At 41.1% G+C, this 26,298-nt stretch carries 22 protein-coding genes; all 22 read right to left on the bottom strand.

Annotated features, from left to right (window positions below; translation table 11 throughout):
- Positions 1-8 precede the first annotated feature (8 nt).
- Entirely contained in the window at positions 9-452 is a 444-nt protein-coding gene (locus WDA22_02065; protein ID MFA5832237.1) for a LytR C-terminal domain-containing protein, read from the bottom strand.
- 80 nt (positions 453-532) lie between these two features.
- A complete protein-coding gene (locus tag WDA22_02060; protein MFA5832236.1) occupies positions 533-1,024 on the bottom strand; it encodes a hypothetical protein in 492 nt (163 codons plus the stop codon).
- A gap of 72 nt (positions 1,025-1,096) precedes the next feature.
- Positions 1,097-1,846 (bottom strand): sugar phosphate nucleotidyltransferase, encoded by a 750-nt coding sequence (locus tag WDA22_02055; GenBank protein ID MFA5832235.1) that lies wholly within the window; start codon positions 1,844-1,846, stop codon positions 1,097-1,099.
- 14 nt (positions 1,847-1,860) lie between these two features.
- On the bottom strand, positions 1,861-2,715 hold the full coding sequence (panC, locus tag WDA22_02050; GenBank protein MFA5832234.1) for a pantoate--beta-alanine ligase: 855 nt from the start codon (positions 2,713-2,715) through the stop codon (positions 1,861-1,863).
- Between the two features lie 21 nt (positions 2,716-2,736).
- Positions 2,737-3,639, bottom strand: a complete 903-nt coding sequence (rocF, locus tag WDA22_02045; GenBank protein MFA5832233.1) for an arginase — start codon at positions 3,637-3,639, stop codon at positions 2,737-2,739.
- A gap of 7 nt (positions 3,640-3,646) precedes the next feature.
- Positions 3,647-4,486, bottom strand: a complete 840-nt coding sequence (gene accD, locus WDA22_02040) for an acetyl-CoA carboxylase, carboxyltransferase subunit beta (protein ID MFA5832232.1) — start codon at positions 4,484-4,486, stop codon at positions 3,647-3,649.
- Between the two features lie 84 nt (positions 4,487-4,570).
- Complete coding sequence (gene tsaB, locus WDA22_02035) at positions 4,571-5,197, bottom strand: tRNA (adenosine(37)-N6)-threonylcarbamoyltransferase complex dimerization subunit type 1 TsaB (GenBank protein MFA5832231.1); 627 nt, start codon at positions 5,195-5,197, stop codon at positions 4,571-4,573.
- On the bottom strand, positions 5,194-5,616 hold the full coding sequence (tsaE, locus tag WDA22_02030; GenBank protein MFA5832230.1) for a tRNA (adenosine(37)-N6)-threonylcarbamoyltransferase complex ATPase subunit type 1 TsaE: 423 nt from the start codon (positions 5,614-5,616) through the stop codon (positions 5,194-5,196). Before tsaE ends, tsaB begins: the two co-directional genes overlap by 4 nt.
- A gap of 2 nt (positions 5,617-5,618) precedes the next feature.
- Entirely contained in the window at positions 5,619-7,184 is a 1,566-nt protein-coding gene (locus WDA22_02025; protein MFA5832229.1) for a response regulator, read from the bottom strand.
- 137 nt (positions 7,185-7,321) lie between these two features.
- Complete coding sequence (gene sprA, locus WDA22_02020; GenBank protein MFA5832228.1) at positions 7,322-14,191, bottom strand: cell surface protein SprA; 6,870 nt, start codon at positions 14,189-14,191, stop codon at positions 7,322-7,324.
- A 310-nt stretch (positions 14,192-14,501) separates the two neighbouring features.
- A complete protein-coding gene (rmuC, locus tag WDA22_02015; GenBank protein ID MFA5832227.1) occupies positions 14,502-15,848 on the bottom strand; it encodes a DNA recombination protein RmuC in 1,347 nt (448 codons plus the stop codon).
- Between the two features lies 1 nt (position 15,849).
- Complete coding sequence (locus tag WDA22_02010; protein ID MFA5832226.1) at positions 15,850-16,992, bottom strand: heparan-alpha-glucosaminide N-acetyltransferase domain-containing protein; 1,143 nt, start codon at positions 16,990-16,992, stop codon at positions 15,850-15,852.
- On the bottom strand, positions 16,992-18,134 hold the full coding sequence (locus tag WDA22_02005) for a heparan-alpha-glucosaminide N-acetyltransferase domain-containing protein (GenBank protein ID MFA5832225.1): 1,143 nt from the start codon (positions 18,132-18,134) through the stop codon (positions 16,992-16,994). Before WDA22_02005 ends, WDA22_02010 begins: the two co-directional genes overlap by 1 nt.
- A gap of 111 nt (positions 18,135-18,245) precedes the next feature.
- Positions 18,246-19,463 (bottom strand): glycine C-acetyltransferase, encoded by a 1,218-nt coding sequence (locus WDA22_02000; GenBank protein MFA5832224.1) that lies wholly within the window; start codon positions 19,461-19,463, stop codon positions 18,246-18,248.
- A 60-nt stretch (positions 19,464-19,523) separates the two neighbouring features.
- Entirely contained in the window at positions 19,524-20,900 is a 1,377-nt protein-coding gene (rsmB, locus tag WDA22_01995; protein ID MFA5832223.1) for a 16S rRNA (cytosine(967)-C(5))-methyltransferase RsmB, read from the bottom strand.
- Between the two features lie 44 nt (positions 20,901-20,944).
- Positions 20,945-22,216, bottom strand: a complete 1,272-nt coding sequence (locus tag WDA22_01990) for a GlmU family protein (GenBank protein MFA5832222.1) — start codon at positions 22,214-22,216, stop codon at positions 20,945-20,947.
- Between the two features lie 65 nt (positions 22,217-22,281).
- Positions 22,282-22,665 (bottom strand): GxxExxY protein, encoded by a 384-nt coding sequence (locus tag WDA22_01985; GenBank protein MFA5832221.1) that lies wholly within the window; start codon positions 22,663-22,665, stop codon positions 22,282-22,284.
- 140 nt (positions 22,666-22,805) lie between these two features.
- On the bottom strand, positions 22,806-23,024 hold the full coding sequence (gene rpmE, locus WDA22_01980; protein ID MFA5832220.1) for a 50S ribosomal protein L31: 219 nt from the start codon (positions 23,022-23,024) through the stop codon (positions 22,806-22,808).
- Between the two features lie 75 nt (positions 23,025-23,099).
- Positions 23,100-24,131, bottom strand: coding sequence for an endolytic transglycosylase MltG (mltG, locus tag WDA22_01975; GenBank protein MFA5832219.1), 1,032 nt, complete (start codon positions 24,129-24,131; stop codon positions 23,100-23,102).
- Complete coding sequence (locus tag WDA22_01970; protein MFA5832218.1) at positions 24,109-24,396, bottom strand: chorismate mutase; 288 nt, start codon at positions 24,394-24,396, stop codon at positions 24,109-24,111. Before WDA22_01970 ends, mltG begins: the two co-directional genes overlap by 23 nt.
- 2 nt (positions 24,397-24,398) lie before the next feature.
- Positions 24,399-25,181, bottom strand: coding sequence for a tryptophan synthase subunit alpha (gene trpA / locus WDA22_01965; protein ID MFA5832217.1), 783 nt, complete (start codon positions 25,179-25,181; stop codon positions 24,399-24,401).
- Entirely contained in the window at positions 25,178-26,191 is a 1,014-nt protein-coding gene (tsaD, locus tag WDA22_01960; GenBank protein ID MFA5832216.1) for a tRNA (adenosine(37)-N6)-threonylcarbamoyltransferase complex transferase subunit TsaD, read from the bottom strand. Before tsaD ends, trpA begins: the two co-directional genes overlap by 4 nt.
- Positions 26,192-26,298 lie beyond the last annotated feature (107 nt).

The raw sequence follows: 26,298 nt of genomic DNA, 5'->3' as shown, positions 1-26,298 counted from the left end.
TTTCTCCTTTATTTCCACGGTGTTAATAATTTAAAATCTCTTCCGATCACGACCGAAACCGAGACCATTTGATCGTTATTGAATTGTTGAATAACGTTTTTTCTTTCGATACCAAGCTGTGATGCAAGCTGTTGTGCTTCGTTTGTTTTTCCGCTTCTATCGATAACGATGGAATGTTCCAGATCGAATGTTTTATAGTTACCCATTTCAACAACATCATAACCGAGCTGACGGCAGAATTTCGTCATGGTGTTCCCGACACCATTCACACCACAACCATTCAACACGTTTATCTGAATTGGAACATGCATCGTATCATTCTCTTTTTTAGCTGATGAAATTGTTGATGTTGATTGTTGCGAAAAAATTCCGTAGAGCTGCATTCCATTGAACAGAACAAGAAGTACAATCGCAATATTAAGCAATAATCGATGTTTTATAGGTGGATTCATTATCTACAAAAAAATAACCGAGAAAGTCGAAATGACTACTCGGTTATTCATATAAAAAATTGTTTGCAAAATGTGAACGTTTAATCCTCGTAATACTCAAGTCCGGAGAACATTCCACCAAACGGACGATTATACCCATATCCGTAAAACGAATATGGCAATTCTCTGTATTGCAATCGAATAACCATATTATCCGTCGGACGATAATTGAGTTCTGCCCGGCTTACATATGCTTTGCTAAATTGATTTTGCAGCCGATAATCAAAGGTGCTGTACGGTGAATTTTGAAGACTGAGATCGACACGAGCATCAAGATTCGGCATAAACTGATATATCATGGTGTTCGTATAGCGTTGAAGCGCCATTCCTTCACCACCAAATGCGGAATAACTTGCAGAATACGAATGTCGCATATAAAAATTATTCGGATTGAAAAAGTTAAACCAGTCACTTGCCGATTGTGGCTGAATGAACGAATCGGATACTTTCGCTTGTTCAGCCGCTTTAGGTTTGAATTGACCGAATGCTCCAATTACTCCAAACACCATTATCAAAACGAATAATTTTTTCATATGTTCACCGTTCACTCTATATTCAAATTATGAAAAACCACCTGCTTTGTCAATATAGACTGCGAAACAGGCTTATTTGTTCCGAGATTTCAATGCAACTTCAGCTTCTTTCAATTGCTCGAGCGTATTCACTCCGCGAATCTCATTTGAATCATCCGTCATCATTGCCGCCACTACCAGTTTTTGTTTCCAAAAATGGCCGAACACGTCAGTCAAATAATATTCATTTTGCGCATTGTGTGGATTGATGTGCTGTAATGCGGTGAAGAGATAACGCGTATCAAAAATATAAATACCTGAGTTGATCTCGGTGATTTTGCGTTGTTCTTCACTTGCATCCTTATGTTCCATAATTCCGACAACGTATCCGCTTGTGCTTCGTAAAATTCTACCATATCCCGTAGGATCGTCGAATTTCGCTGTGAGAATTGTTCCGGCAGCATTATTGTCACGATGATAGTCGATAAGTTTTTTGATCGTCTCTTTTCGCAGAATCGGAACATCACCCGAGAGCACGATCACGTCTCCGGCATATCGACGAAGAAACGGCTCCGCTTGCATTACAGCATGCCCGGTTCCTAACTGAGGATCCTGAACGGCAAATTCAACGGTAGGTGCTACCTGTTCCAAATGATTATAGACAGATTCACGCTGGAATCCTACGATGGTGATGATGCGTTCAGATCCGAGCGATTGTGCAATCTCCACAACATGCTGTACCATCGGTTTGCCATTCACTTCAAACATTACTTTAGCTTTTGATGAATCATTCATCCGTGTGCCTTTACCGGCCGCCATAATAATTGTAGCAAAATTAGACATCGATTTTTCCTTTTCTATTTTACAGTAACAAGAATATTATCAATTAATCGTGTTGTACCAAATCGTACAGCAAGTGGTATCAACACTGTTTCGCCGCTCATAAGTGTTTCTTTTTTTTCAAGAGTTTCCGAGTCAACGATCTCCACATAGTCGATCTTGGTCGGATTCTTTGAGAGGATCAATGATTTCATCTCTTCAAGGATCTTATTGGGGTTTCGTTCACCCTCCAGAATCTTTTTTTCACCCAGTTTCAATGACTGGTTCAACACAACGGCATTTTTCCGTTGTTCGGTATTCAAAAATATATTCCTTGAACTCATTGCCAGTCCATCCTGTTCGCGCATGGTCGGAACGATGCTTATCTGAACCGGAACGTTCAAATCTTTTACCATTTTTTTAATCACAATACTTTGCTGAGCATCTTTTTGTCCAAAATATGCAACATCCGGTTGGACAACATTCAATAACTTCAACACTATAGTCGTGACACCCTTAAAATGTGTCGGCCTAAATTCTCCTTCCAGTTGCATCGATAATCCTTCAACAATGGCATACGATGAAAAACCATTTGGGTACATCTCATTAACTGTAGGAACAAATAACAAGTCGCATCCCGACTGCTGCGAAAGAGTGGTATCTTTTACAATATCGCGCGGATATTTTTCAAGATCTTCATGCGGAGCAAATTGCGTTGGATTGACAAAGATGGAAACGACAACCACATCATGTTCACTTTTCGCTTTTTTGATGAGCGAAAGATGCCCCTCATGCAAAAAACCCATAGTCGGAACAAGAGCAATGGATTTTTTTTTAGCACGAATTGATCTAAGGCGAGATTGTACTTCCGAGATATGAGTGACTGTAAGCAAAAATTCAGGTGTTATAATAAATTAAATAATTTTCTTCCCAAATCCCGACTGCATCAAGCCAACTGCAAATTCAGCAGATTGATTCCGATTATCGAGGATAGGATTTGCTTCAACCACTTCGAGTGAATTCAACCGATTGTTTTCCGAAAGTGTTTCCATAATCAAATGCGCTTCACGGTATACAAGTCCCCCTTTTACTGGAGTCCCAACGCCGGGACATTCTTTCGGATCCATCGCATCAAGATCAAAACTAACGTGAATGAAATCGACATCTTTGAGTTTTCGAAGTGCTTTAGTAATCACGACCGCCATTCCATGTTTATCAATATCTTCCATGGTAAAGATGGCGATATTGTTTTTCCGTATCGCTGCTTTTTCGCCTGCATCGAGATCACGAATTGCAATCATCACTAAATTTTTCGGGTCGAGTTTTTGATAATCACCTCCAATTGAAGTCAATTCCAACGCACCAATCCCCAACGATGCAGCAAGCGGCATTCCATGGATGTTACCCGAAGGAGAAGTAACATCGGTATTCATATCACCATGGGCATCAACCCAGATAACACCCAATTTTTTATTTTTTTTCTTGCAGAAATTCGAAACACCGGCGATAGTCCCAATAGCGATTGAATGATCACCGCCAAGAATCAAAGGAAATCCATCACTTTCAAGAATCTTTTCTGTTTTTGTGGCCAAGAGTGTACAAGCCCGGACAATTTCAGAAAGGTACTTCAGTCTGGGATTTTTCACTTTTTGTTGTTCCGGAATCTTCGTGGAGATATCCCCTTCTTCAACAACAGTATGTCCGAGTGATTGAAGTTTTTCTGAAACACCGGCGATGCGAATTGCAGAGGGTCCCATGTCAACGCCGCGGCGGCCTGCACCCAAGTCCATGGGAACACCAAGTAAGTGTATATTCATAAAATTTTTAATGAACCATTTCGAACAGATTGGAGATCGTCGCTTTCAGATCTTTTCTTGGAACAACGAGGTCCACAAATCCTTTCTCCTGTAAAAATTCTGCCCGCTGAAATCCTTCCGGCAGATCTTTCCCGATCGTTTGTTTAATAACACGCGGACCGGCAAATCCAATCAGCGCGTTCGGTTCGGCAATATTTATATCCCCAAGCATAGCAAAACTGGCTGTTACTCCGCCGGTTGTGGGATCGGTCATCAACGATATAAAGGGGAGACCGGCATTGGAAAGCTGAGCAAGTTTTGCGCTTGTTTTGGCAAGCTGCATTAATGAATATGCCGCTTCCATCATTCGCGCACCACCGCTGGCGGAAATAATAATTAATGGAGCTTTCAGCTTAATGGCTTTATCGACTGCGCGACGAATTTTTTCGCCGACAACACTTCCCATACTTCCACCGATAAACGTAAAATCCATGCAGGCAATGACAACTTCGCGTTTATTCATTTTTCCTGTCCCATAACGAAGTGCGTCACTGAATCCGGTCTTTTTAATCGTCTCTTTGATGCGTTCTTTATATTTTTTTGTATCAACAAAATTGAGTGGGTCTTTCGAAGTCATCTTAGCATCGAATTCTTTAAATGTCCCTTCGTCAAAAAGAATGGAGAAATATTCCCGGCTGCTGATTCGGAAATGATGCGAACATTTTGTGCAAACCCACAGATTTTGTTCCAGTGCACCATTATGAATAATCTCACCGCAAGAAGAACATTTTTTCCACATTCCTTCGGGCATATCTTTTTTCTGATTGTCCGATGCTATATTTTCTGTTGAACGCCTAAACCAGGACATAGTACCCTTTCAATTTGTAGAACAAAATATCTATCATTCACCTTTATTTCAATGAAAATCTCTTGAAATAGATTCTTACGGTAATTACACTTTACTTTTTGGAAAAGTGGCAACAAAATCACGCAAATACATTGGTTCTGTATGTGAAAAATCGGATACTGTATACTCGTTTCGCTTGCGATATGCGAGCAATCCGATTGATGCCGCAGAAATATTTGGTTGTATGACAACTGCATCTTGACCGGATGCATCCAATAATATTTCGGATTTTAGTTTTATTGAATAATCATTTCGCCGTGCTATTTCATTCTGAGTTATCGTATAGTATGCAAAAAACGCTTCTTCCCGTTTCGCATCGACCATTGCACAGAATATTTTTTTGCTTCCAGGGTTTTGATTTAACCGAAACGATTCCGCAATTCCATCCAACGTGGGGACTGCAAATAATGGAAGATCAAGAGCCATCGCCAACCCTTTTGCGGTGCTTAAACCGATACGGAGTCCTGTAAATGATCCAGGTCCAAAAGAAACGGCAATTCCATGTAATTGCATTTTTGATGTTTTCGAATATGTTAACACCTCATCAATCAAAAGCATTAACCGCTCGGAATGAATATTTTTTTCATGCAATGAACGTTCACACAAAACGGTATCACGATCGATGAGCGCCGCGCTGCAGACTTCTGTGGCTGTTTCAATAGCTATAATCATCGCTTCTCTATTGTAATAATGCGTTCATTTTCTTTATCCCCCAATATGCAATGGACGTTGAACCGCTTTTGGGGAAGTTTTGATTCGACCATATCTGCCCATTCAATAACACAGACACCGTCTCCATAAATATATTCATCATATCCCATCTCATCCAATTCGGCTGTCGATTTCAATCGATAACAATCAAAATGATAGAGAGGAAGCCGTCCGCCCAAATGTTCGTTGATGATCGTAAAAGTCGGGCTTGTCACATTTTCGGTTACTCCTAATCCGCGTGAAATACCTTTCGCGAATCGCGTTTTTCCTGCTCCCAAATCTCCGACCAACGCAACGACAGCACCAGCAGTTAATTGACGAGAGAATTCTTCTCCTGCACCGATTGTCTCTTCTTCATTATGTGTCACGATGCGGTTCATTACTATTTTGGTTCCATGGTAATGACGGGAAGGATCATCTCTTCCATTGAAATACCGCCGTGTTGAAAACTATCCCGATAATGATTTAAATATTTATGGAAATCTGTCGGATAAACAAAATAATAGTCCTCTTTTGCAACAATGTAATTTGTCGTCACACCGCGCTGCGGTAGCTTAAAGTCTTTGGGATTCTTGAGGAAGATCGATTGTTTATCATCCGACTTTAAATTGCGTCCAAACTTGTATCGAAGATTTGTCGACGCTTCCTTATCGCCGATCACTTTTGAACCTCGCATGCATCGAACGCTTCCGTGGTCCGTGGTTACGATGATCTTCACATCTTTGCGGGTTGCCAGCGCTTGGAACATTCCCAATAATGATGAATGCTTGAACCACGTATCCGTCAGCGATCGGTATGCCGATTCATCCGGCGCAATCTCTTTCAAGATTGGATCGTCTGACCTGCCGTGTGCCAGCATGTCAACGAAATTAACGACAACCGCCGTTAACTTATTTTGCGTAAAAGAGATAATGTTTGACAGGATTTGTCGCCCGAATTCAGGATCAAGAATCTTGACATATTTCGGTTCCGGTTTAAGAACGACCCGTTTTCGTTCAAGTAGTTTCATTAATAATTCTTTTTCGTATTTATTGTGGCTCGATTCACTGTCATCTTCCCCCTGCCATAAATCCGGAAACCGCTGTTCGAGTTCCAACGGAAATAATCCGCTGAAAATTGCATTGCGTGAGTACGGTGTTGCCGTCGGAAGAATGGAAAAATAATATTCTTTATCGATCGTATACAATTCCCTCAAATATTCTTCCATCACCAACCACTGATCTAATCGCATGCAGTCGATCACAAATAGGAATACCGATTTTTTTTCATTCAAGTTTGGTATTACATATTTTTCAACAATCTCCGTTGAAAGAGTCGGACGATTCTCTTTTCGATTGATCCACGCTTGATAATTTTTTTCCACATATTTGGAAAACTCCGCGTTACTCTCTCTTCTCTGATCTGCCAGCATTTTTTGCAGACCAAGTTCCGGATGTTTATCGAGTTCCATTTCCCAATTGGCCACCTTTATATACAACTCGGTCCATTCAGTGTAATCCATCGGACTAAGCAGCATTCTGGAGATGGAAGAAAATTCCTGAATATAATCCCGCGAAACCTGTTCGCTTTGAAGTTTTTTGCCTTCCAGAAATTTCTTACACACGAGTAAAATTTGGCTGGGATTTACAGGCTTGGTAAGGTAATCAGAAATTTTGCTTCCGATCGCTTCCTCCATCAACGACTCCGCTTCATTCTTCGTAATCATCACTACAGGTAATGCATAAAATAATTCTTTAATTATAGCGAGGGTTTCCAGACCTCCTTTACCTGGCATCATCTCATCAAGAAATACCAAACCATAATTTTTAGATTTGACCATTTCGATAGCATCATCTCCGTTGGTTGCTGTGTCTACGGAATATCCTTTATCCCGAAGCAACACAACGTGTGCCCGCAGCAATTCTATCTCATCGTCCACCCAAAGGATATTTCCTTTATTATTGTCCATTCTATCCAACTTTCTTTTCGTTAGTGACAAATGTTACACAAAATGCAGATCATTTTAAACCAATGCTTCGGCGCGTCCCGATGAAAAACATCGGGACTTGCTAAGCATGACTATTTTTCTGCATTTCATAACATCAGTTATTGAATTGCAATGTGGACATCAACGCCACCTTCGTTCGTCGAAGAACCCGGAATGCGCGATCCTCCCGCATCCGGTTCTATCTTCGTATAGCGATAGAACAATGAGGCTGTCACGCGTGAACTTAATACATACCGGATACGAGGTTCCATTTGTGTGCGAGATGAACCTTCGCCCGGTGTTCCTTTTGTGTTAAACTCGTTTTGTTTTACATCAAAAGTGGTTCGGGAATTTTTCGCCAGCGAATATGTGAAACTAATATCAATATCGTTTTGCAGACTCACTCCAAAGAGCGGTATTTCAAAACCAGAACGTGAAAAACTACCGGTGATGGACATATCGTTTCCGACAGCCTCAACAATATTTTTAGAGGAAGGTGTAAGATCATACGACACATTTGAACCATAGCGCAAATTGGCACTCATTGTACCTTTCAATACCTCTTTGAATGCAATGCTGACACCGGCAAGAGGTGAAAATGCATAATTAATACGCTGTGATTCGGTGATATTTCCGCCGCCGGCACTCCCTTTGAACACTTTTGCATAGCTTGATTGATATGCGTGATCTAAACTGACTCGTGTTGCAAAATTTTTGAAGAGACTAAACTGTTCCAACCCATCCCATCGGAATGAATAATTCACCCGCGGGAAAAGATCTCCGAAGATTTTTTTCAATATCGGGGCAGATTCAAAACCTTCCTCAAAAGCTTTAGCAAGTTTCTCATCCTGATTGGGAGAAGTCTTGAGCGGAACAGCCTCTTTATAAAGTTTTCCTACTTGTTCAATTCCGCTTTTAAACATTGAAAAGACAAATGTTGGCGGTAATGTAAAGAACGATCGCTCGATTGATCCCCCCGTCGCGATGTTAATAATTGCCGCCCTGCCGGTAATGGAATCTGTCCGAAGTGTTTGCGTACGAGAATAATTCCAGCCAAGATTCCAATTGAGATCAATTCGTGCACCTGTCCACAGATCGCGTCCTGTACGGAAGGTTAACTTATTGTTTTGCGTAAATCCATCTGTAAGATTTGCATTTCGCGCACGTATTTGTTTGTCTGCATCAGTGGAAAAGCCGACAAACGGAAATTTCGGTTTAATAAACACATCGGTTATGTTTGCACCGGGTACTGAAACCAATCCAAGTTGGTACGACCTTGTCGGACCAAACTCTCGTTCCCCTTTTTGAATAAATGGAGCACGGCCGAAGAAATTCGCAAAACCAGGACGGCCCGGAACACCGCCATTGGAGGCTGAATTGCTCTGAGTAAACGAAATATTGATCTTGTCATAATCCAAAAACGGAGTCTTAATAAATGTCCGCGCAATTCCGATCAATCCTCCTCCACCTTTCGACTTTGTATTAGTCGATTGCGTCGTATCGATAACCGAAACTTCAGGTTGAGGTTTTTCTTCCTGCTGTTTTGGTGCCGGCTCTTCTTCGTCATCATCCCGTTCTCCTCTGCCGCGGGACGGAGCTGGAACGGGCTCTTCAATTTCCTGAGGTGCTTCATACGCAGGAAACCACGAATCAACAAACGATTTTAAACTAATATCAGAACTCAAGGAGATGCTGTTTCCCCATCCAGTAGAAATACCAAGATCACCCTGCTGCAAACTGTTCTGCCATCGATATCCAACATTATACCGCGCCGATAACGTTACATATTTATTTAAATCAAACATTGAGGGAACTTTTGGTCGGGTATTTAATGTAAATGTTTGATTGTAGGCATTATCAAATCCAAAATTGACGAGACGATCCTGCAAGAACATTTGATTCATAATCTGTTGGAAATTTCGTTGCCGACCAAAAGGATCAAGTTCCAAATGAACCATGGAGCTGGTAATATCTACGGCATAATCTCCTGAAAGATTGATGAGCCCATTGTCTGTCAGCTTCCATGCAAATGAGAAATTACGGGAAGAAGCAAGTCCGCGTATCGGTTCGGTATCTTTAATTTGACTCCGCAGCCGTTCATTGGTTCTGGATCGTGCGATACTAAATCCTGTACTAAAACTCGAGATCGGATTGTAAAAGATCTGCAGTTCTCGTAATTCTTCAAAGAAAAATGTATTCTCAAAGAAACCAAATGGCTGAATATATGCATCACCTAAAAATGAATAGGCATAGCTGATTCGTGCGTTCCATTGCCACGAATTGCGCGAAGCTGTCGTTGGGTTCCGCTGACTGGATGTGGTGTAACTGAATCCGTAATTGACACGATTAAAGAGATCGCGAAAGAACCAGTTTTCCGACGGAACATTGAATTTAAATGCGGGAACTGCATATGTATCCGTTGTAGAAAGCGTCTGCGCTTCGGAGAGGATCTTTTGTTTTTCTTTTTCACCAAGCTCCACTGATCCGTTCTTCTCCGTAATAAAATCCTTTCGTTGATCTGCCGCTTTTGTAACAACAATATCAGAACTTGGCAGATACTGCGGAGTGGAGATTGCTTCGCTATGAGAATAACTGAATCCCAATTGTGTACCGGTCCAATCCTGCGGTAGAAACCGTTCGAACGCAAGCGATGATGAAAAATTCCAGCTGCTGTTCGTTACGCGACTGCCAAATCTGCTTTCCAAATTATGGAAGTATGGATCGACCCGGCTGTAATTAAATGCCATTGATCCAAAGTCTGCAAGCTTTACGGTCGTGCTCATGCTGTATGCCCAGCCGGGAGTATCATCCACATCGGCAAGCCGAAGTTCGTTCACCCAAATTTGCCCTGTCACACGCCGTTCAGTTCCGTTGATGATCGGATTCTCAATTCCTATTGAGATAAATGCAATGCGCGTCAATGTCGGATTTCCCAAAACGGCATAGGTTGATCCTTCTGGTCCGTTTGGAACAGGTCGGACAACACGTAAAGCCGCTGTATCTCTTACCTGCTTAATTGATGTTAAATCTTCAAACCGGATATTGACATTGTTTCGTGCATCCCACCCGGGATAAACGGGGGCCCGATATTCATAATAGTTCAAACTATCCGAACCGAACCGGATGTACATTTTTACTGACGCTTTGCTTGCCGTAGATGAAAAATGTTCAGCTCCATGAACAAACATCTTCATCTGCCGGTAACTAAAAACGTCCAGCGGTCGATAGGAGAATTTTTTGATTGCTTCACGACTGTCACCATCGCTTAAATCTAAAATATTCAACGCCAATGATTGTTCGTTTCCATACACCTGTTCATCAGGCTTTGTTCTGTCCCGTTCACGGAAAACACCCGGCGGCGAGACATATCCTTGAAGAGAATTGTCTTCCACGTTTACCACCGACACTTTAAATACCGGATCGTTTTTCTTTACTTCTTCCCATTGATTTCCGATAAGATTGAATTCAACAAACTGCATATCAAACTCATCCGGATGGCCGGTAAACCAAAGACGGGCATACTGAATATTTGATTGGTCCGGTGTTCCAATTTTGTATTTATAGGAATTGATGGGAATACGATATTGAAACCAGCCATTTGTGCCTCCGCCAATCTTCAACGGATTTGCATCGGTAGTATCAAGATTCAATTCATACTCATAGTAGTCATTTGTTCGATCCGTGTAACTGTTTCGATTTAGATCTTCTGAATCGGGGAAACGGCCGATCTCACTTGTACTGTTGTGTTCCGTCTGATTGATTCTGTTAAACACCGTCGTGCTATATTCGAAATCGTCACCGGATGGATCATTGACGATATCCGGAAACAATGCTTTATTGGCATCGACAAATGTTTTGTATTCAGATTGTTCTTCGTTGTTGAATAAACCATCGATACCTGTATCTTCATCCTGTGCGAGAATATCGTTCTTGAATTGGCCTTTATCTTCTGTATTAAGCGTTGATGACTTATCCCAATAAATATCTTCGCTGATCGTTCCAAGATCGATATAGATTTTCCGCGTAGAATCAATCCTCCCTTTGTTCGGATTCACCCTCACCCAAATTTCAATAAAGCCAACATTCTCACTGATCAGGTTGATGGCGCTGGTCGAAAGAAGTTTTTGAATTCCCCCCCAGTTCTTTTTCGGTTCATTCAACAATGTCTGCTGCAAATCCGGAGAGTAGTTATACACTCCACGAGCGAGAGGATTGTAATTAACATTCAACACTTGAATAAGATCTTGACCTCTGCCTGCCTGTTTAATAGACTTTCCATTAGCATCTATTCCATAAATAGCATCAAGAGGAATACCGCCGATAGGATTATACCAAAATGTTCGTGCTTTGGATTTCAACTTAGTGGTATCACGACTCCACGCTGTCGTATCATAACGATCAACTCCAAATTGAAATGCCGGAGCACTCATCTCATGCCATTGACCATAACCTACACCAAGCGGAATAATTCTTTTTGCACCTTCAAAGTCATCGATATATGCAATACCATTCCCTTGATCATCCGCGATAGAACTTTTTTTCGTGTTCGGATCGGGATTCATATATGCCGCTTCGCCGCGCAATGTAAATTCAGATTTTGCTTTTGTATCGAGAAACGGAAGTGCGTCGATCATTTTCGTTAAATATGGAATTTCACCGGACGTCTGTCCATCGAATCCGTAAATAGAGTTGTTTGATGGCTCCTCATTCAACCGGACTTTATCGCTCAACACCTGTTGATCGAGATTCATCATGGTGAAACCAAATTTCGTTTTTTCCGAAACGTCTACTTCACCGCGCAACCCCATCAATGTTTTTGATGCCAATTGGAACAGATCGTTCTGTTCAAACTTCACCTGTAGGCTCGCCCCCGGAACAAGTGCCTCTTGTTTCTTAATAATTACCTGCCCAATAATGTAATCGACTGTATAGTCAACATTGGCGACCAACGGCTGACCGTTCAATAACACCTGAACACTTCCTTCCACCACGTTAAATCCGAGATTGACAGTATTGGAACTGGAAGCAGTGATTTGACCTGTGATGACAAATCTATCTTTCAACGTATTTTGCTGTGCCGCCGCACTTGTCGTGTCATAGAGATCGTTATACAGATATTTTTGGATTATTGAATCTTCTGGAGGAGTTGGTAATGCCCGCAACGCTTTTTCCAATCCATCAGTAAAAGGTTTTAATGTTGGAAAGATAATTTCTCCGCGCTCTTGGTCGATCGTAACACCAGGATTAAAATCGAATTTACCATCCGGAACATTACTACCGTCACCAACAAGATCCAGGCCAAATAATGTGATGATCTTTGTCGTTCCAATAACATCAACAGGATCCTTTCCCGATTCTTTATATTTTAAGTCTAGCGAGAATCCTTCTTTGTCAACTTTGCGTCCGCCAAGCGGGTAAATATTTTTCAGCATTAATGAAAATGGAATGCTGTCCTTTGGAAGTGTATAATTTAATGGTTTCACCAATTTCAACACCAAAATCGAATCTGAACCAGTTTCATTCTTCGTTAACGTTCCATAGATGCGATCATCGTCGTTTCCCTCGAAATTCTCTATACGATACGAGATAGCGATGGCCTGTCCTTCCTGCACAGAACGATTTAATGTAATGTATCCTGCATTCCGTTCAATTCGATAATCTTTCTGCGGTTCAAGTCTGTCCCACGTTGCAGCAACTAGACCGGCATCTGTATTTGTTGTGGTGTCGGGAGAACGATACGATTTATATGTTATGGTATCATTGACAGAAACATCAGGAAGATTAAAGTAAGCATTTCCCTTTCGCATTGTTTCATTTGCTGCTCCAATATGGTACAGCCATACTTCATATTCGTTTTCTTTGATTTGTAATCGACCATTTGCCTGTCTAGTTTTGATAAACGGCTCAAATAATGCACGATATACAGTATCGACAAAGAAGTGATCTTTTGAATATTCCCATGCTCGTTTTTCAAAATCAATCTTTTGCGCACCGCCGGAAATGCTTTTTTCCTGTATCTGTCCTTTTTTTTGCGAAGCGATAGCGGTCAGCTTTAAAGGGCCAATCTGAAATGCCGCTTTAATACCGAACAATGCCGAACTGCTCGATACGAAACTAGAGCTTGTTGAAAGCGATACGTTACCGGCTTCCACACTTTGAACAATCTCATCTTCATAGCCGGTGTATTTTATCTTTAGTTGATTTTCGTATTCGAATGTACGTTGTGTATTCCAGTCTGCAAGAATATTCAGTTTATCACCGATGGTTCCACTGACATTAATCTGAACTTCTTGCGCAAAATCAGGTTCATTACGTGTATTGCCGAATGCGCTAAGTGTCTGTTGGTCCGTTGAGGTGTTTCTAAATGCAGCCCGAATGTCGACTGCTCCGGAAATGTTCAAATTGATGCGCGGAGGTCCAAAAATAGAAAATACAGGATTTGCAGGAACGGGAATATCGATTTTGGTAAACGTACCGAGAAGATCCCCGATATCATCTCTCTTTTTTGATGCTTTCACTGACTCTTCTTTGTCGATCAATTCAGTAAAATTCTTTTCAAAATCTGATGTTGCGCGCTGCTGGACATATTCATTAATCGGCATTTTAATCGGCAGCTTGATATCCTTTCCATTCACTGTCTGACGGACGATGACAAACTTTCCCGTCGAATCAAGTTGGACAGTGTTGACAACAAGTGTTGGAGTCTTAAGATAGAAAGGATTATAGGGTGCCGGAAATGCCTGTGCCGCATCGGAATCTTTTCGGCGGAAGGTTAATTGTTCTAAATACGTTGAATCTTTTATTTCATATTTTTTTGGACGAAGCGAGTCATTTTTTGTCGACAAGGAATCAACTGATGTTGAATCCTGAATCACTTCGTAGACTATAGGACGTAATGGCGCAATCGTGGCGTTCGCTGATGAGACAATCAATGCGAACGCAAAGAGTACAACAACGACGGACAGTCCTATTGATACTGTTTTACGCACAGATGACAATGTCAAAGTGTGATTTTTGAGAAATGTGAATTGTGAAAACAACCAATGCGCCTACACGCTGTTAATAGTTCTGTATCAAATCTGCGATTGATCGTTCTCCTGTTTGAAGTGCTTTAGAAGATGAGTGCTGTTTGCTATAGTAAAAGTAGAAAAATCCAGTGTAACATTCAAGTTCTAGAAGTATCTCAAAAACATAAGTATTCTTCAATCCAATGTGGTTTATCGGAATGAAGAATTTGAATCTACTACCCGATCCTTCGCTCCGCTCAGGATGGCGACAGATATATTTTTGAGATTACTTTTAGTCAATATCCGCTCGTTCGATAAGGTTTTGATCTATTGATTTCGTTGTTTTTGCACCTAATGTCTTTAAAGTCTCAACTGAGCGGACAATATTTCCTTTCCCCTCATATAACTTTGACATTGCATCTTTATAGACATCCTTTGATTTATCCAATTGCTTCCCGACATCTTTCATATCTTCGATAAATCCGACAAACTTATCATAAAGCGCTCCGCCACGCTGAGCAATATCTATTGCATTTTTTGTCTGCTTCTCTTGTTTCCAGATTGATGAGATTGTTACTAATGTAGCGAGAAGAGTTGAAGGACTAACAATGACAATCTTTTTATCCCACGCAACACTGAACAACTCCCGATCAGCTTGAACAGCAATGCCAAAAGATGCTTCGATGGGAACAAACATCAGTACCAGCTCCGGTGAATTCAACGATTCAGCAGTTTGATAATTCTTATCACCGAGCAGCTTCAAATGACTTCTCAATGAAGCGATGTGTTCCTTTTTGAACTGTTCTCGTTCCTCATCATTCTCTGCATTGACAAGTGCTTCATATGCAGTCAGAGAAACCTTGGAGTCAATAATGATATGCTTGTTATCAGGGAGAAATACAACAACATCCGGACGGATCGTATCTCCATCAACATTTTTTGTAGAGACTTGAAGTTTATATTCCCTGTCTTTCTCCAATCCGGATCGCTCAAGGATTTTTTCAAGAATGAACTCTCCCCAATTTCCCTGGGTCTTGGTGTCTCCTTTTAACGCACGGGTCAAATTATTCGCTTCATCACTGATACGAATATTCTGTTCTGCCAGTCGCCTCACTTCATCTTTTAAACTTAACGTATCCCGCGATTCCTTTTCATACGTTGTCTCCACTTGTTTTTTGAATTCTTCAATCCTCTCTTTCAATGGATTAAGAATGGAATCAAGCGAGGTCTTATTTTGTTCCGTAAACGATCTACTCTTTTCTTCCAGAACGGTATTAGCAATATTTTTGAATTCTGTCGTCAAACGGACATTGATCTGTTCCAATTCCTTCTTCTGCTCTTCCATTCTCGCCGAAAGGTTCTTATTCTCTGTAAGTGCTTCGGAAAGCTGGCTGGTCATTAGAAGGGATTTTGCACGCTCGGTTTCTAGAAAAGTCTTCGCTTCATCCAACGATCGTTCCAATCGGTTCATTGCTTCTTGAAATTGGGCAGATTCGATCTTCACCCGGGATATTTCTGCCTGGGCGGCATCAAATTGCTCTTTGGTAAACGGCAACGGCTGTTGATATTTTGATTTTGAAACTAACCAACCGGCAGCAGCACCAACAACTAATCCAATAACTAGAAAAATAACATCCATATTAAAAAGGTTTTGTAAAAAAAATATAGAGGACAACAACAAGGATGGAATACATCATCACTCGTGCATAGAACATACTCCAATTTTTGATGCGATTCCAGACATAAGAAACTCCCATGGTTGCAGCAATCAATACTGCCGCCATCATCATCACTTCAGGAACGGTTTTTGTTTTTCCGATAATGAATGCAAGACTCTTATTGTCCCAAAACATTCCATAGATCGCTAACAGATGTCCGGCATACGCAACAAGCGATTCCGAACCAACAACACTTACCAGTGATCTGCCGGACTTAGCGGTCTTTTCCCAAATCCATAATGTTGAGAGTAATATTAGCACAATTCCCATACGGATGAAAAAGAATCCGGGACTTGCTCGCCAAAAATTGTGTTCCGGAAAAATCACAATGGGCAGCAGATCGGCAATGATCGATCCTATGATCAACACTATTCCCGCAACAAAAAAGCGCGTAAAGATCTTTTGCTCCTCCATCGTCTCTTTCCACCAGACAAGCAGTTGCGACGTTAATCCGCCAAACAATACAAATCCCATCCACGGAAACAATGGAAACTGTGACCGGTGAGCTGCCGTGAAATAGTTTCCAAGCTGTTCCGGCATGATATGATCGATATTCCTATCATACATCCATGGCGAGCCGAAGATCATTGCAAATGCAAGCAGAGCAACAGCAAAAAAATATTTCTTCTGTGTACGAGCGATCAACACAAGAGCGAGCAACACCAGCAACGAAACAGCGATGGCGTGCAAAACATCCACTTTCCAAAAAACACCCCACTCTTCCCAGGAAATATTGAGTAATTTATTGAATGAGAAGAAGGGCAAATGCAACGCGTATCCAACCGCCAACACTTGAAGGATTCTTCCCAACTGTTTCCAAAAGACAGGACTATATGCAAGATAATCGTTCCATTTTCGTTGCGCGATCAGCACAAAGGAATATCCGGCAATAAAAAGAAATGATGGGGCAACCAGTCCATTTACAAAATTCAATATTTTGAACCACGGTTCTTCCTTGATGACGGGGATCAAGAACGCGTTGAACACGTGAACTTCGATCATAACGATAACAGCCCATCCCCTCAGGAGATCGATATAGACAAAACGAGATTTTTGTTTTCCCATCAATAAGGCCTGGTTAAAAATAAAAAAATGAACGTCGCAGCAACAACAATTCGTACGGCCATAGCCGTTTTGTTAAAATGTTTTTTTAAATGGTACCATCCATACGTAAAGGATGAAATGGCAATAAAAACAATAATAAAGACAAATGATGTTTCAATTACAGATAATGTCGGAAGAATGATATGCTGCAATCCTTTGTTCACTACTGATCCGTACAAGATGATTAAATGAATAACATAAATAAACAACGATTCACGTCCCATAATCTGAGGGACTTTTGACGTGATCGTATAGGAATGTTCTGCAAAGAAGACACCGCTCGTCACCAATAACACAAATCCCAAACGTGCAAAGATAATCAATGGGTTCACTTTCCAAACGTCATGCAGCGGATAGATGTGTGTCGGTAAATTCACAACAATAAAGGATACAATGAGCAAGACGATGCCAATGGAAACTGTTTTCTGCATCAGATTGACGGCGTGGTGGTGTTCTTTCGCATTCAAAAATATGGATGAAAAAATGACCCCACAGAGAATATACGATGACCACGGAAAGATGGGAAACCAAGAATTATTCCCAGCGTTAATATACGATGCAAACCACAGAGGAGTAATTTTTGTAAAATCGACCGTCCAAATAATAGGAGAGAGGAAAATGATGATCACTGCAAATCCGATCGTAAACCATATAAACCGTTTTTCATCTTTGAGAAATAAGACAGCCGATTGCAGAATCAACATTGTTAGAGCAATGCAATGGAGTGCATCTACCTGCAGCCACATGGCGATATCAGACGACGTTGCCTCCGTGAGAATTTTTTTGAGAGAAAAGAATGGAAGATGCAATGCATACCCAATTACGATCAAACCGAAAAATTTACCGAATCGACGGGCAACATGTTTTGTCAGTGCAATATGTTCTTCCCACTTTTTCATTGTGGAAATGCCAAATGCTACACCCGACGCGAATAGAAACATCGGTGCGATAAAGCCATGGAAAAAATCATGGGCAAAGAATAAAATGTTTGAGCGAAGATTAAAATCCAGCAGCGCATCGAATGTATGACCCTGGATCATAAACACGACGGCAAGGAAGCGGAGCAGATCAATAAAGAGGTAACGTTGTTTGGAATGGATCATGAAAATCAAATTTCAAGATTACAGAATTGCAAGATTGCAAGATTACATCATCGTCTGGAATATTCTTCAGCAAGAATTTTGTAATATTGAAAATCTTAATAATTTTGATGACTATGTAATAACCTTCATTTTCTTGCCAACTTTTTCAAACGCATCAAGTGCATGATCGATATTTTTCTTCGAAAGAGCCGCAGAGATCTGAACCCTTAAGCGCGCTTCACCTTTTGGAACAACCGGGAACCACAATCCTTTCACATACACTCCTGCTTTGAGCAATTGTTTGCTCATTTCCTGCGCAACAGTCGCTTCACCAAGCATCACCGGTACAATCGGATGATCTCCTTCAAGAATATGGAAACCGAGCGATGTAATTTCCTTCCTGAAATAGGCGGTATTATCATGCAGTCGAGTCACAATCGATCTGTCTTTTGTTAACAGATCGATTGCTGCAATACTTGCCATCACAACTGAAGGTGGAAGTGAGTTTGAAAATGTGTACGGACGCGATTTTTGACGGAGATATTCTACTAATTTGTTGCTCCCGCTTACGTAACCACCAAGCGCGCCACCAATCGCTTTCCCCAACGTCCCGGTCAACACATCAACTTTTTTGAGAACACCGAATTTTTCCGGTGTTCCTCTACCCGTCTTGCCAACAACTCCGATTGCATGGCAGTCGTCAATAAATAAGATCGCATTATATTTGTTCGCCAACGCAACCAACTTATCGACATGTGCATAGCTTCCTTCCATGCTGAACACACCATCCGAAGCGATGATCTTAAACCGATAATCGGCATTTTTATCTGTCTCGAGCAACTGTTCCAATTGAGCAACATCATTATTCTTATAGATCTTTTTATCAGTCGTCTCTGTTTTACAGAGCCGCATGCCGTCAATAATACTGGCGTGATTCAATCCGTCCGTATAAATAACGTCGCGATAATTTTCATATCCGAGTTTTTCATTCAGCAATGAGGGAAAGAAGGCATTATTTGCGGCAAAAGCAGAAGAGAAAAGGATCGTAGCTTCCGTACCGATGAATTTCGAAATCTTTTTTTCCAGCTCCAGATGAATTGTTTGTGTTCCGCATAAAAATCGGACCGAAGCCATTCCATAACCGTATTCTTTGATTGCGTCAATCGCCGCTCTTTTCACCACCGGATGATTCGACATCCCCAAATAATTATTGGACGCCATCATCACTACTTTTTTGCCGTTCACTGTCACTTCGCCCGCTTGCGGTGTGGAGAAGGAAGTCTCATATTTGTACGTATTTGCTTCGTGGATGCGCGTTAACTCATCAATAAACAGATTATCATATTTCATATTCTTCCTCATAATAAATGATGGCAGGTCGGCGTTAACGCCGACTTGCCAAGTATACTATTATTGTTTCATCAATCGAATTGCGAACGAACCGTCAATCCCGTTTCGATGCGGGAAAGTCTCAATAAACCCATCGGCAGATACAATTTTCTCGTCCACATATTTTGATGCTTGGTCAATTTCGTATTCGGGATGATTCGTCAGAAATTTCTTCACGACATTAAAATTTTCTTCGGGTTCAATGGTGCAAGTACTGTAAACAATTGCTCCCCCGGATTTCAACAGGGTCGAAGCATTATTCAATAATTGCTCTTGGATCTTCACAACCTCATTAATATCTCTCATTTCACGTTTTATCTTTATGTCAGGTTTTTTCGATAATACACCTAATCCGGAGCAGGGCGCATCGATCAAAATTTTATCTGCCAGTTCCGTTTGGTACTCAGTCGCATCTGCAGCAACACATTCCACATTCGTGATTCCGAGTCTGTCGCATGAAGATTTCACAAGATTCAGGCGGGTCTGATATTTATCAACAGCAATTATCGTCCCCTGATTCTTCATTACCTCACCGAAGAATGTCGTTTTACCTCCGGGAGCAGCGCATAGGTCAATAACACGGTCTCCCTGTTGCACATTAAGCAGCGTGGCGGCAAGGCCGGCACTTTCATCTTGAATAGTAAAAAAACCTCGCCGGAATATCTCGGAATTGGAGATGTTCGTAAGATTTGATGCTCGCATAAACGTTGAAAGGAAGTTTGATTTTTCATAGGAAATGTTTTGCAGGTCGAACATCTTCCGAAAATCTTCGATGGTTGTTTTCATTGTGTTGATCCGAAGCGTCAGTCCCGGTTTTTGATTCTGTGCTTCCAACAATTTTTCAGTCTCATAGAATCCAAACCGATTCATCCATCGCTTCACCATCCAGAGCGGAAATGAATACATCGTGGAGAGATACAACGCTGCATCGTTTTGAACGTCGGGATAATGAATACCCTCTTTATTTCTGATAATATTTCGGAGGACACCGTTTACAAGTCCGGCTGCTTTTTCTCCGCGGATACGCTTTATAAATTCGACAGCTTCATTCACAGCGGCATGATCCGGCACTTTGTCTAAGAATAGAATTTGATACAGAGCTGCACGCAACGTATTGCGAACGGTTACTTCCGCTTTAGAGAAATTCCCATGGAAAAAACCGTTCAATACCCAATCCAATTTAGATTGCCAGCGTAATACGCCATGAACAATCTCCATTAATAAAGCCTTATCGAAATCATTCAGTTCGCCGGAGCGCAGCTCCCCTTCGAGTAGTTTATCAAGATAAGAATCAGTTCTTTCAACACGATTCAAAAGTTTTACCGATGTACCACGCACTCCACTGAATAATTGTTTGCGTTCATCTTTTGTTTCTACAACTTCTGGTTGATTTTCCATATTGTAATTTTACACATTTAATGCAGAATCATATATCGCATGAATTATAACGGCATGCCTCGTTTTCTTCGCTCATCACTAGTCAAATCAAAAATCTTTCGGAAAAGCTTCTCTTCTGGTTCGCTCAGATCAATCTTTCGACGATTCATTACTTTATTAGCCACACTTAACGCCTTCTCTATATTATAGGTCGTAAACGTTTCTCCCGCAGCACCCCAAGAAAATGAAGGGACATACTTCGGTGGGAATCCGGTTCCAAATACGTTCGATGAAACGCCGATGACTGTTCCAGTGTTGAACGTTGAATTGATCGCGGTCTTCGAATGGTCTCCAATCGTTACCCCAACAAACTGCATGCCGCTATCAACCGGCTCGCCATTCACATACACTTTCACAGTGCTGTAATTATTTTTGAGATCGCTTGTCACAGTCCCCGCACCGCAATTAACCCAAGCACCAAGGTACGAATGTCCGAGAAAACCGTCGTGCTGTTTGTTAGAATAACTGTGAAGAATTGTTGCTTCAATCTCTCCACCGATCTTACACACCGGACCAATGCTGCAATCACTATAAATCTTTGCCCCCACTTTGACAATCGATCCATCACCGATATACGAAGGGCCAATAATTGTTGAGAACGACATCACCTGAACATTCTTCCCGATATAGACTGGTCCATTTTCAGCATCAATCACTACTCCAGGTTTTATCACCGATCCTTCCCCGATGAAGACATTCTTCTCATTCAATATATATACACCGGGATATTTTTTTGATTTCGCTTTTTTCTTTCCGTGCAATTTTTTTAACACTTCATAGTCAGACCTTAGTTGATCGCCATTGTGCTTGATCAATTCCCACGGATAACTGATCATCTTCACATCCACTTGTTGAATATGAAGCCCGTCAAAATCAGAAATGGAAAATATTCCATTCATATGGCTTTTTAACATTTTTAATTTTGGTCCGCTCACACGCGCTGCCACCACCGTATCATCCTTTACGTATACAACATCGGAATCTCCATCGAGTGGAATCATCTTCATAAATTTTTCATCCACAATCGTACGGCCGTTAATAAAGAGAACTTCTTTTGCGGAAATCTCATTGACCGCATGACCGGGGTTCCTCAAGCGCATATAATCCGCCATATAGGAACGGCAGTGCAGGTTCACTTCCGCTTTCGGATATGCGTATTGCACTTTCTCCTTCAGTGAGAGAATACCACAACGCAAGTTAAATGTCGGACGGAAATAGACGAGCGGAAGTAGGTTTGGAAGGTAGATATCTTCGAAGAGACAGATTTGTTTAGTCATACAATCCTTTCAGGTGCTACGCGTTGCTTAAAAAGTTCACCGCAGAGATCGCGGAGAGCACAGAGTCAATCCTTGAAATTATTTACAAAACGTTTTAATCCTTTCGTTAAAATCAGTGAATTAAAATTAATTAAAAGGCCAACTGATTTCTTGGAAAGTTTAAGATATGTTAAAATTTGTGCTTCGTGTATTGGAAGAATTTTATCTACTGCTTTTAATTCAAGCACTATTTCTTTTTCAACCAATAAATCTATTCTATACCCACAATCAAGTCTAACAGTTTTGTACATAACCGGAATTTCTTTTTGTCGTTCTACAAATAATCCCGATTGATGCAATTCGTAGAGCAAACACTCTTCATATGTTGATTCCAATAGCCCAGGGCCAAGATATTTATGGACTTCTATACAACATCCAATAATTTTTTCAGTTATTGAATTCAATTTCATAAATGTTCTCGGCGAACTCAGTGTCCTCTGTGGTGACATACCGTTGCAAAATAAAAAACGGAATGATCAAAAGATACATTCCGTTTTTCCCGCCAGAGGCGGATGCGCCTTTGGCGCAAAATATTCAACATAAAAAAATATTATGCTGTTGGCGCCGCGGTCTTCTTCGCATACTTCCTGTTGAATCTTTCAACACGACCGGCAGAGTCAAGCAGTTTGTGCTTCCCGGTATAGTACGGATGACACGCAGAGCAGATTTCGACATGGATGTTACCCATCGTCGAGCGGGTTTCAAAAGTGTTTCCGCAAACGCAGGAAACAACCGCTTTTCTGTATTCTGGGTGAATATCGATTTTCATTGTAGTACTTTCTTTAATTAATTGTGAAATAACATTATTAATATAACAAAAGTGAGGGGCAGTTGCAAGACAGGATTATTTTGCACCATTCCTTGCTAATTCTCTAGCTCGACGGTATAATCTCACATTTCGTTGATGTTCTTCATAGTTTTTTGCAAAGCGATGACGCCCATTATTATCCGCAACAAAATAGATAAAATTGTGTTTCATGGGATAAAGCGCAGCGATGATCGATTGTCGTCCCGGATTGCTAATTGGGCCGGGAGGTAATCCATAATAAAGATATGTATTGTACCGCGAATCTACTTTTAGACTATTCCTTGTTAATCTTTTTGAGGAATCAGAGACAACAAACCAAACAGTTGGATCTGCCTGCAACCGCATCCGTTTCTTTAAACGATTATAATAGACACCGGCAATGATAGGGCGTTCATCGTCATAGACCGCTTCTCCTTCAACAATAGATGCCATTGTCATCACATCATTAAGATCATACCCAAGTGATCGCATTCGTTGTTGAAGTGAATCGACAAAAAACTCCCTGAACTCCGTGATCATCCGTTGGACAATTCCCAGTTCGTCATCCTGCCAGAAGAATGAATAGGTGTCTGGCATGAGATATCCTTCAATCGATTGCGCATTGTGTGGATATATTCCAATGAGAGATGTGTCGCGATAGTATTGCATAAAACGGGAGGAATCAATCCCTATGTGACGTTTGAGGATCCGTGCAAAAATCCTTGCTCTTACTCCTTCGCGAAGAGCCACATTGGAATTGACCGTTGAAAGCCCCCCTTCAATATCATCTAAAATATTTTTGTTTGATATTCCGCTGACAAAACTATACTTCCCTACACGCATCTTGTGTGTAATCCCCATGATTTTCCCGGCAAGTTTGAAAGTAAAACTGCTAAGAATAATTCCCTTATCAGCCAGTGAATCTGCCAAACTGGAAAATGATTGACCTTTGCTGACAGTGATAAATTTGGGAGATTGGTCGAAAGAGTTGGGAAGGTAAAAAAGGATTCCGCCGATAATCAGGCAAACGATAACAACTCCAATAACACTACGTAATAACAGACGTTTACTTCGGTTTCTTCCGTTCACTCATTGCCTCTCGTTCAAGTTTGCGGGATTCGTCGATGATACGCTCGAACAATCGGCGAAGGGCAAGATCGTTCAGAGGTCCTTTGTTATGCTTCATGATATTTTCCAACACTTCCTTTTCTCTTTTTGGAGAATAAGCTTCCATCCCCAGCTGTTCTTTAATCTTACCAATCTCATCAGCAAATAGAGCACGCTCATTCAATAACTCAACAAGTTTCTTGTCTGTCTCATCAATCTTATTTCGCCAATGTTCAATGTTATCCATATTTACACTAATGAAGTAAGAAATTGTGATGCAGTGGCGGTAACTTCGTCGATGGTGCGTTTATCTGCAATTGCTTGCAATAACGCTGAACCAACCACTGCGCCATTTGCCATTTTCGATATCTGAATGATTTGCTCCTTACTCTTTATTCCAAATCCTACCACGAACGGTTTTTTGGTATTCATTTTTACGCGTGTTAAAAATTCATCAAAATTTCCGCCAAACGAGTTTCGTGCACCAGTAACGCCGGTCATGGAAACGCAATAGGTAAAGTCAGTTGAAAGTTCATCAATATATTGTATCCTTCCATCCGATGATGTGGGTGCGATCAAGAAAATATTGCTTAATCCATTTTTTTTGCATAACAAACGGAACTCTTCACTCTCTTCGGGCGGAAGGTCCGGGATAATCAATCCATCAACACCGGAAGAATTAGCATCAACAAGAAATTTTTCTACACCATAATTCAAGATGGGATTGTAATATCCCATTAAGATCAGCGGAATCTCAGTTTTCGTCCGGACTTCTTTCACAACTTCCAATACTCGTCTAAGTGTAGCGCCATTCTTTATTGCAATTTCTGATGAGTGTTGAATAGTCGGTCCGTCTGCGAGAGGATCAGAAAAAGGAATTCCAATTTCGATCATTGCTGCCCCTGCTTTTTCAAGAGCAAGAATTAGCGGTACGGTGACTCCTTTGATTGGAAACTCCGGAGTAATGTACGGAATAACTGCATTTTTTTGGGAGGTTCGATATTCTTGAAATTTTAAGGTAATTCTGTTCATAATTCTAAATTCGCTGTCGCCGTAATATTCATGGAAGATACCATATTCCGAATAAATTTTCTGTAACCTACTTCTGCAATCATTGCACCATTATCCGTGCATAGTTCAAATTTTGGAATAAAGAGATTCAAACCGTTTTGATCAGTAGCTCTTTTCATCTCTTCGCGCAATCGGGAATTTGCCGATACTCCGCCTGCAACGGAAATATCATCTACCGAAAAATATTTTGCCGCACGAATAGTTTTTTGAACAAGCACATCAACAACGGAGGATTGAAAGCTTGCACAAATATCTGCAAGACGCTGTTCGGGAATTTCCGTATCTCGTAATTTATGATCGCGAAGATAATACAATACCGATGTTTTTATTCCGCTAAAACTGAAATCAAAATCATTTTCCGTTGCGTATGGTCGTGGAAATTTTATTGCTGTCGGATTTCCTTTCTTTGACCATTTGTCTACCTGTGGACCGCCGGGATATCCTAATCGTAACATTTTCGCAACCTTATCAAATGCTTCTCCCGCTGCGTCATCCTTCGTTTCGCCTATGATTTCGTATGAAAATTCATCCTTCAATAATACTAATTGTGTGTGACCTCCAGAGACCGTCAAATTTAGGAAAGGAAATCGCGGAGTCGGATCCTCTATAAAATTGGAATAGATGTGCGCTTCCATATGATTAACGGCAATAAAAGGAATCCCCAATCCATATGCGAACGCTTTTCCAAAATTCACACCAACCAGAAGTGATCCCATCAATCCTGGACCAACGGCAACTGCGATTGCTGAAAGTTCTTCTTTCCGCACTTCAGCTTTTGCCATCGCCTCATTCACCACAGGGACAATTAATTTTTGATGTGCGCGCGAGGCAAGTTCCGGAACGACACCGCCGTACTGTTCGTGAACGATCTGCGAAGAGATAATATTCGATAATAATTTTCCGTCACGAAGAACGGCAACGGAGGTTTCATCACATGATGTTTCTATTCCAAGAATTATGGCAGATTCCATAATTGAATATAAGAAAAGTCGCCTGAAATTCAATTCGTAGCCCGTAACACCTTCCGGGTCTTTAAGACCTGGAAGGTGTTAAAAAACGAAAGGATGATCAACGATCA

The sequence above is a fragment of the Bacteroidota bacterium genome (assembly GCA_041658205.1).
Lineage (GTDB): Bacteria > Bacteroidota > Ignavibacteria > UBA10030 > UBA8401 > UBA8401.
This window is presented reverse-complemented; position numbering and strand designations above follow the sequence as displayed.

Excerpts from the sequence above, each read along its gene's own strand:
- accD (MFA5832232.1), bottom strand. The coding sequence starts at position 4,486 with ATGTCCTGGTTTAGGCGTTCAACAGAAAATATAGCATCGGACAATCAG.
- tsaB (MFA5832231.1), bottom strand. The coding sequence starts at position 5,197 with ATGATTATAGCTATTGAAACAGCCACAGAAGTCTGCAGCGCGGCGCTC.
- WDA22_02010 (MFA5832226.1), bottom strand. The coding sequence starts at position 16,992 with ATGGGAAAACAAAAATCTCGTTTTGTCTATATCGATCTCCTGAGGGGA.
- rpmE (MFA5832220.1), bottom strand. The coding sequence starts at position 23,024 with ATGAAAATCGATATTCACCCAGAATACAGAAAAGCGGTTGTTTCCTGC.
- WDA22_01985 (MFA5832221.1), bottom strand. The coding sequence starts at position 22,665 with ATGAAATTGAATTCAATAACTGAAAAAATTATTGGATGTTGTATAGAA.
- rsmB (MFA5832223.1), bottom strand. The coding sequence starts at position 20,900 with ATGGAAAATCAACCAGAAGTTGTAGAAACAAAAGATGAACGCAAACAA.
- WDA22_02000 (MFA5832224.1), bottom strand. The coding sequence starts at position 19,463 with ATGAAATATGATAATCTGTTTATTGATGAGTTAACGCGCATCCACGAA.
- WDA22_02065 (MFA5832237.1), bottom strand. The coding sequence starts at position 452 with ATGAATCCACCTATAAAACATCGATTATTGCTTAATATTGCGATTGTA.
- rmuC (MFA5832227.1), bottom strand. The coding sequence starts at position 15,848 with ATGGATGTTATTTTTCTAGTTATTGGATTAGTTGTTGGTGCTGCTGCC.
- WDA22_02005 (MFA5832225.1), bottom strand. The coding sequence starts at position 18,134 with ATGATCCATTCCAAACAACGTTACCTCTTTATTGATCTGCTCCGCTTC.
- trpA (MFA5832217.1), bottom strand. The coding sequence starts at position 25,181 with ATGAACAGAATTACCTTAAAATTTCAAGAATATCGAACCTCCCAAAAA.
- WDA22_02060 (MFA5832236.1), bottom strand. The coding sequence starts at position 1,024 with ATGAAAAAATTATTCGTTTTGATAATGGTGTTTGGAGTAATTGGAGCA.
- tsaD (MFA5832216.1), bottom strand. The coding sequence starts at position 26,191 with ATGGAATCTGCCATAATTCTTGGAATAGAAACATCATGTGATGAAACC.
- tsaE (MFA5832230.1), bottom strand. The coding sequence starts at position 5,616 with ATGAACCGCATCGTGACACATAATGAAGAAGAGACAATCGGTGCAGGA.
- WDA22_02025 (MFA5832229.1), bottom strand. The coding sequence starts at position 7,184 with ATGGACAATAATAAAGGAAATATCCTTTGGGTGGACGATGAGATAGAA.
- WDA22_02055 (MFA5832235.1), bottom strand. The coding sequence starts at position 1,846 with ATGTCTAATTTTGCTACAATTATTATGGCGGCCGGTAAAGGCACACGG.
- WDA22_01990 (MFA5832222.1), bottom strand. The coding sequence starts at position 22,216 with ATGACTAAACAAATCTGTCTCTTCGAAGATATCTACCTTCCAAACCTA.
- rocF (MFA5832233.1), bottom strand. The coding sequence starts at position 3,639 with ATGAATATACACTTACTTGGTGTTCCCATGGACTTGGGTGCAGGCCGC.
- WDA22_01970 (MFA5832218.1), bottom strand. The coding sequence starts at position 24,396 with ATGGATAACATTGAACATTGGCGAAATAAGATTGATGAGACAGACAAG.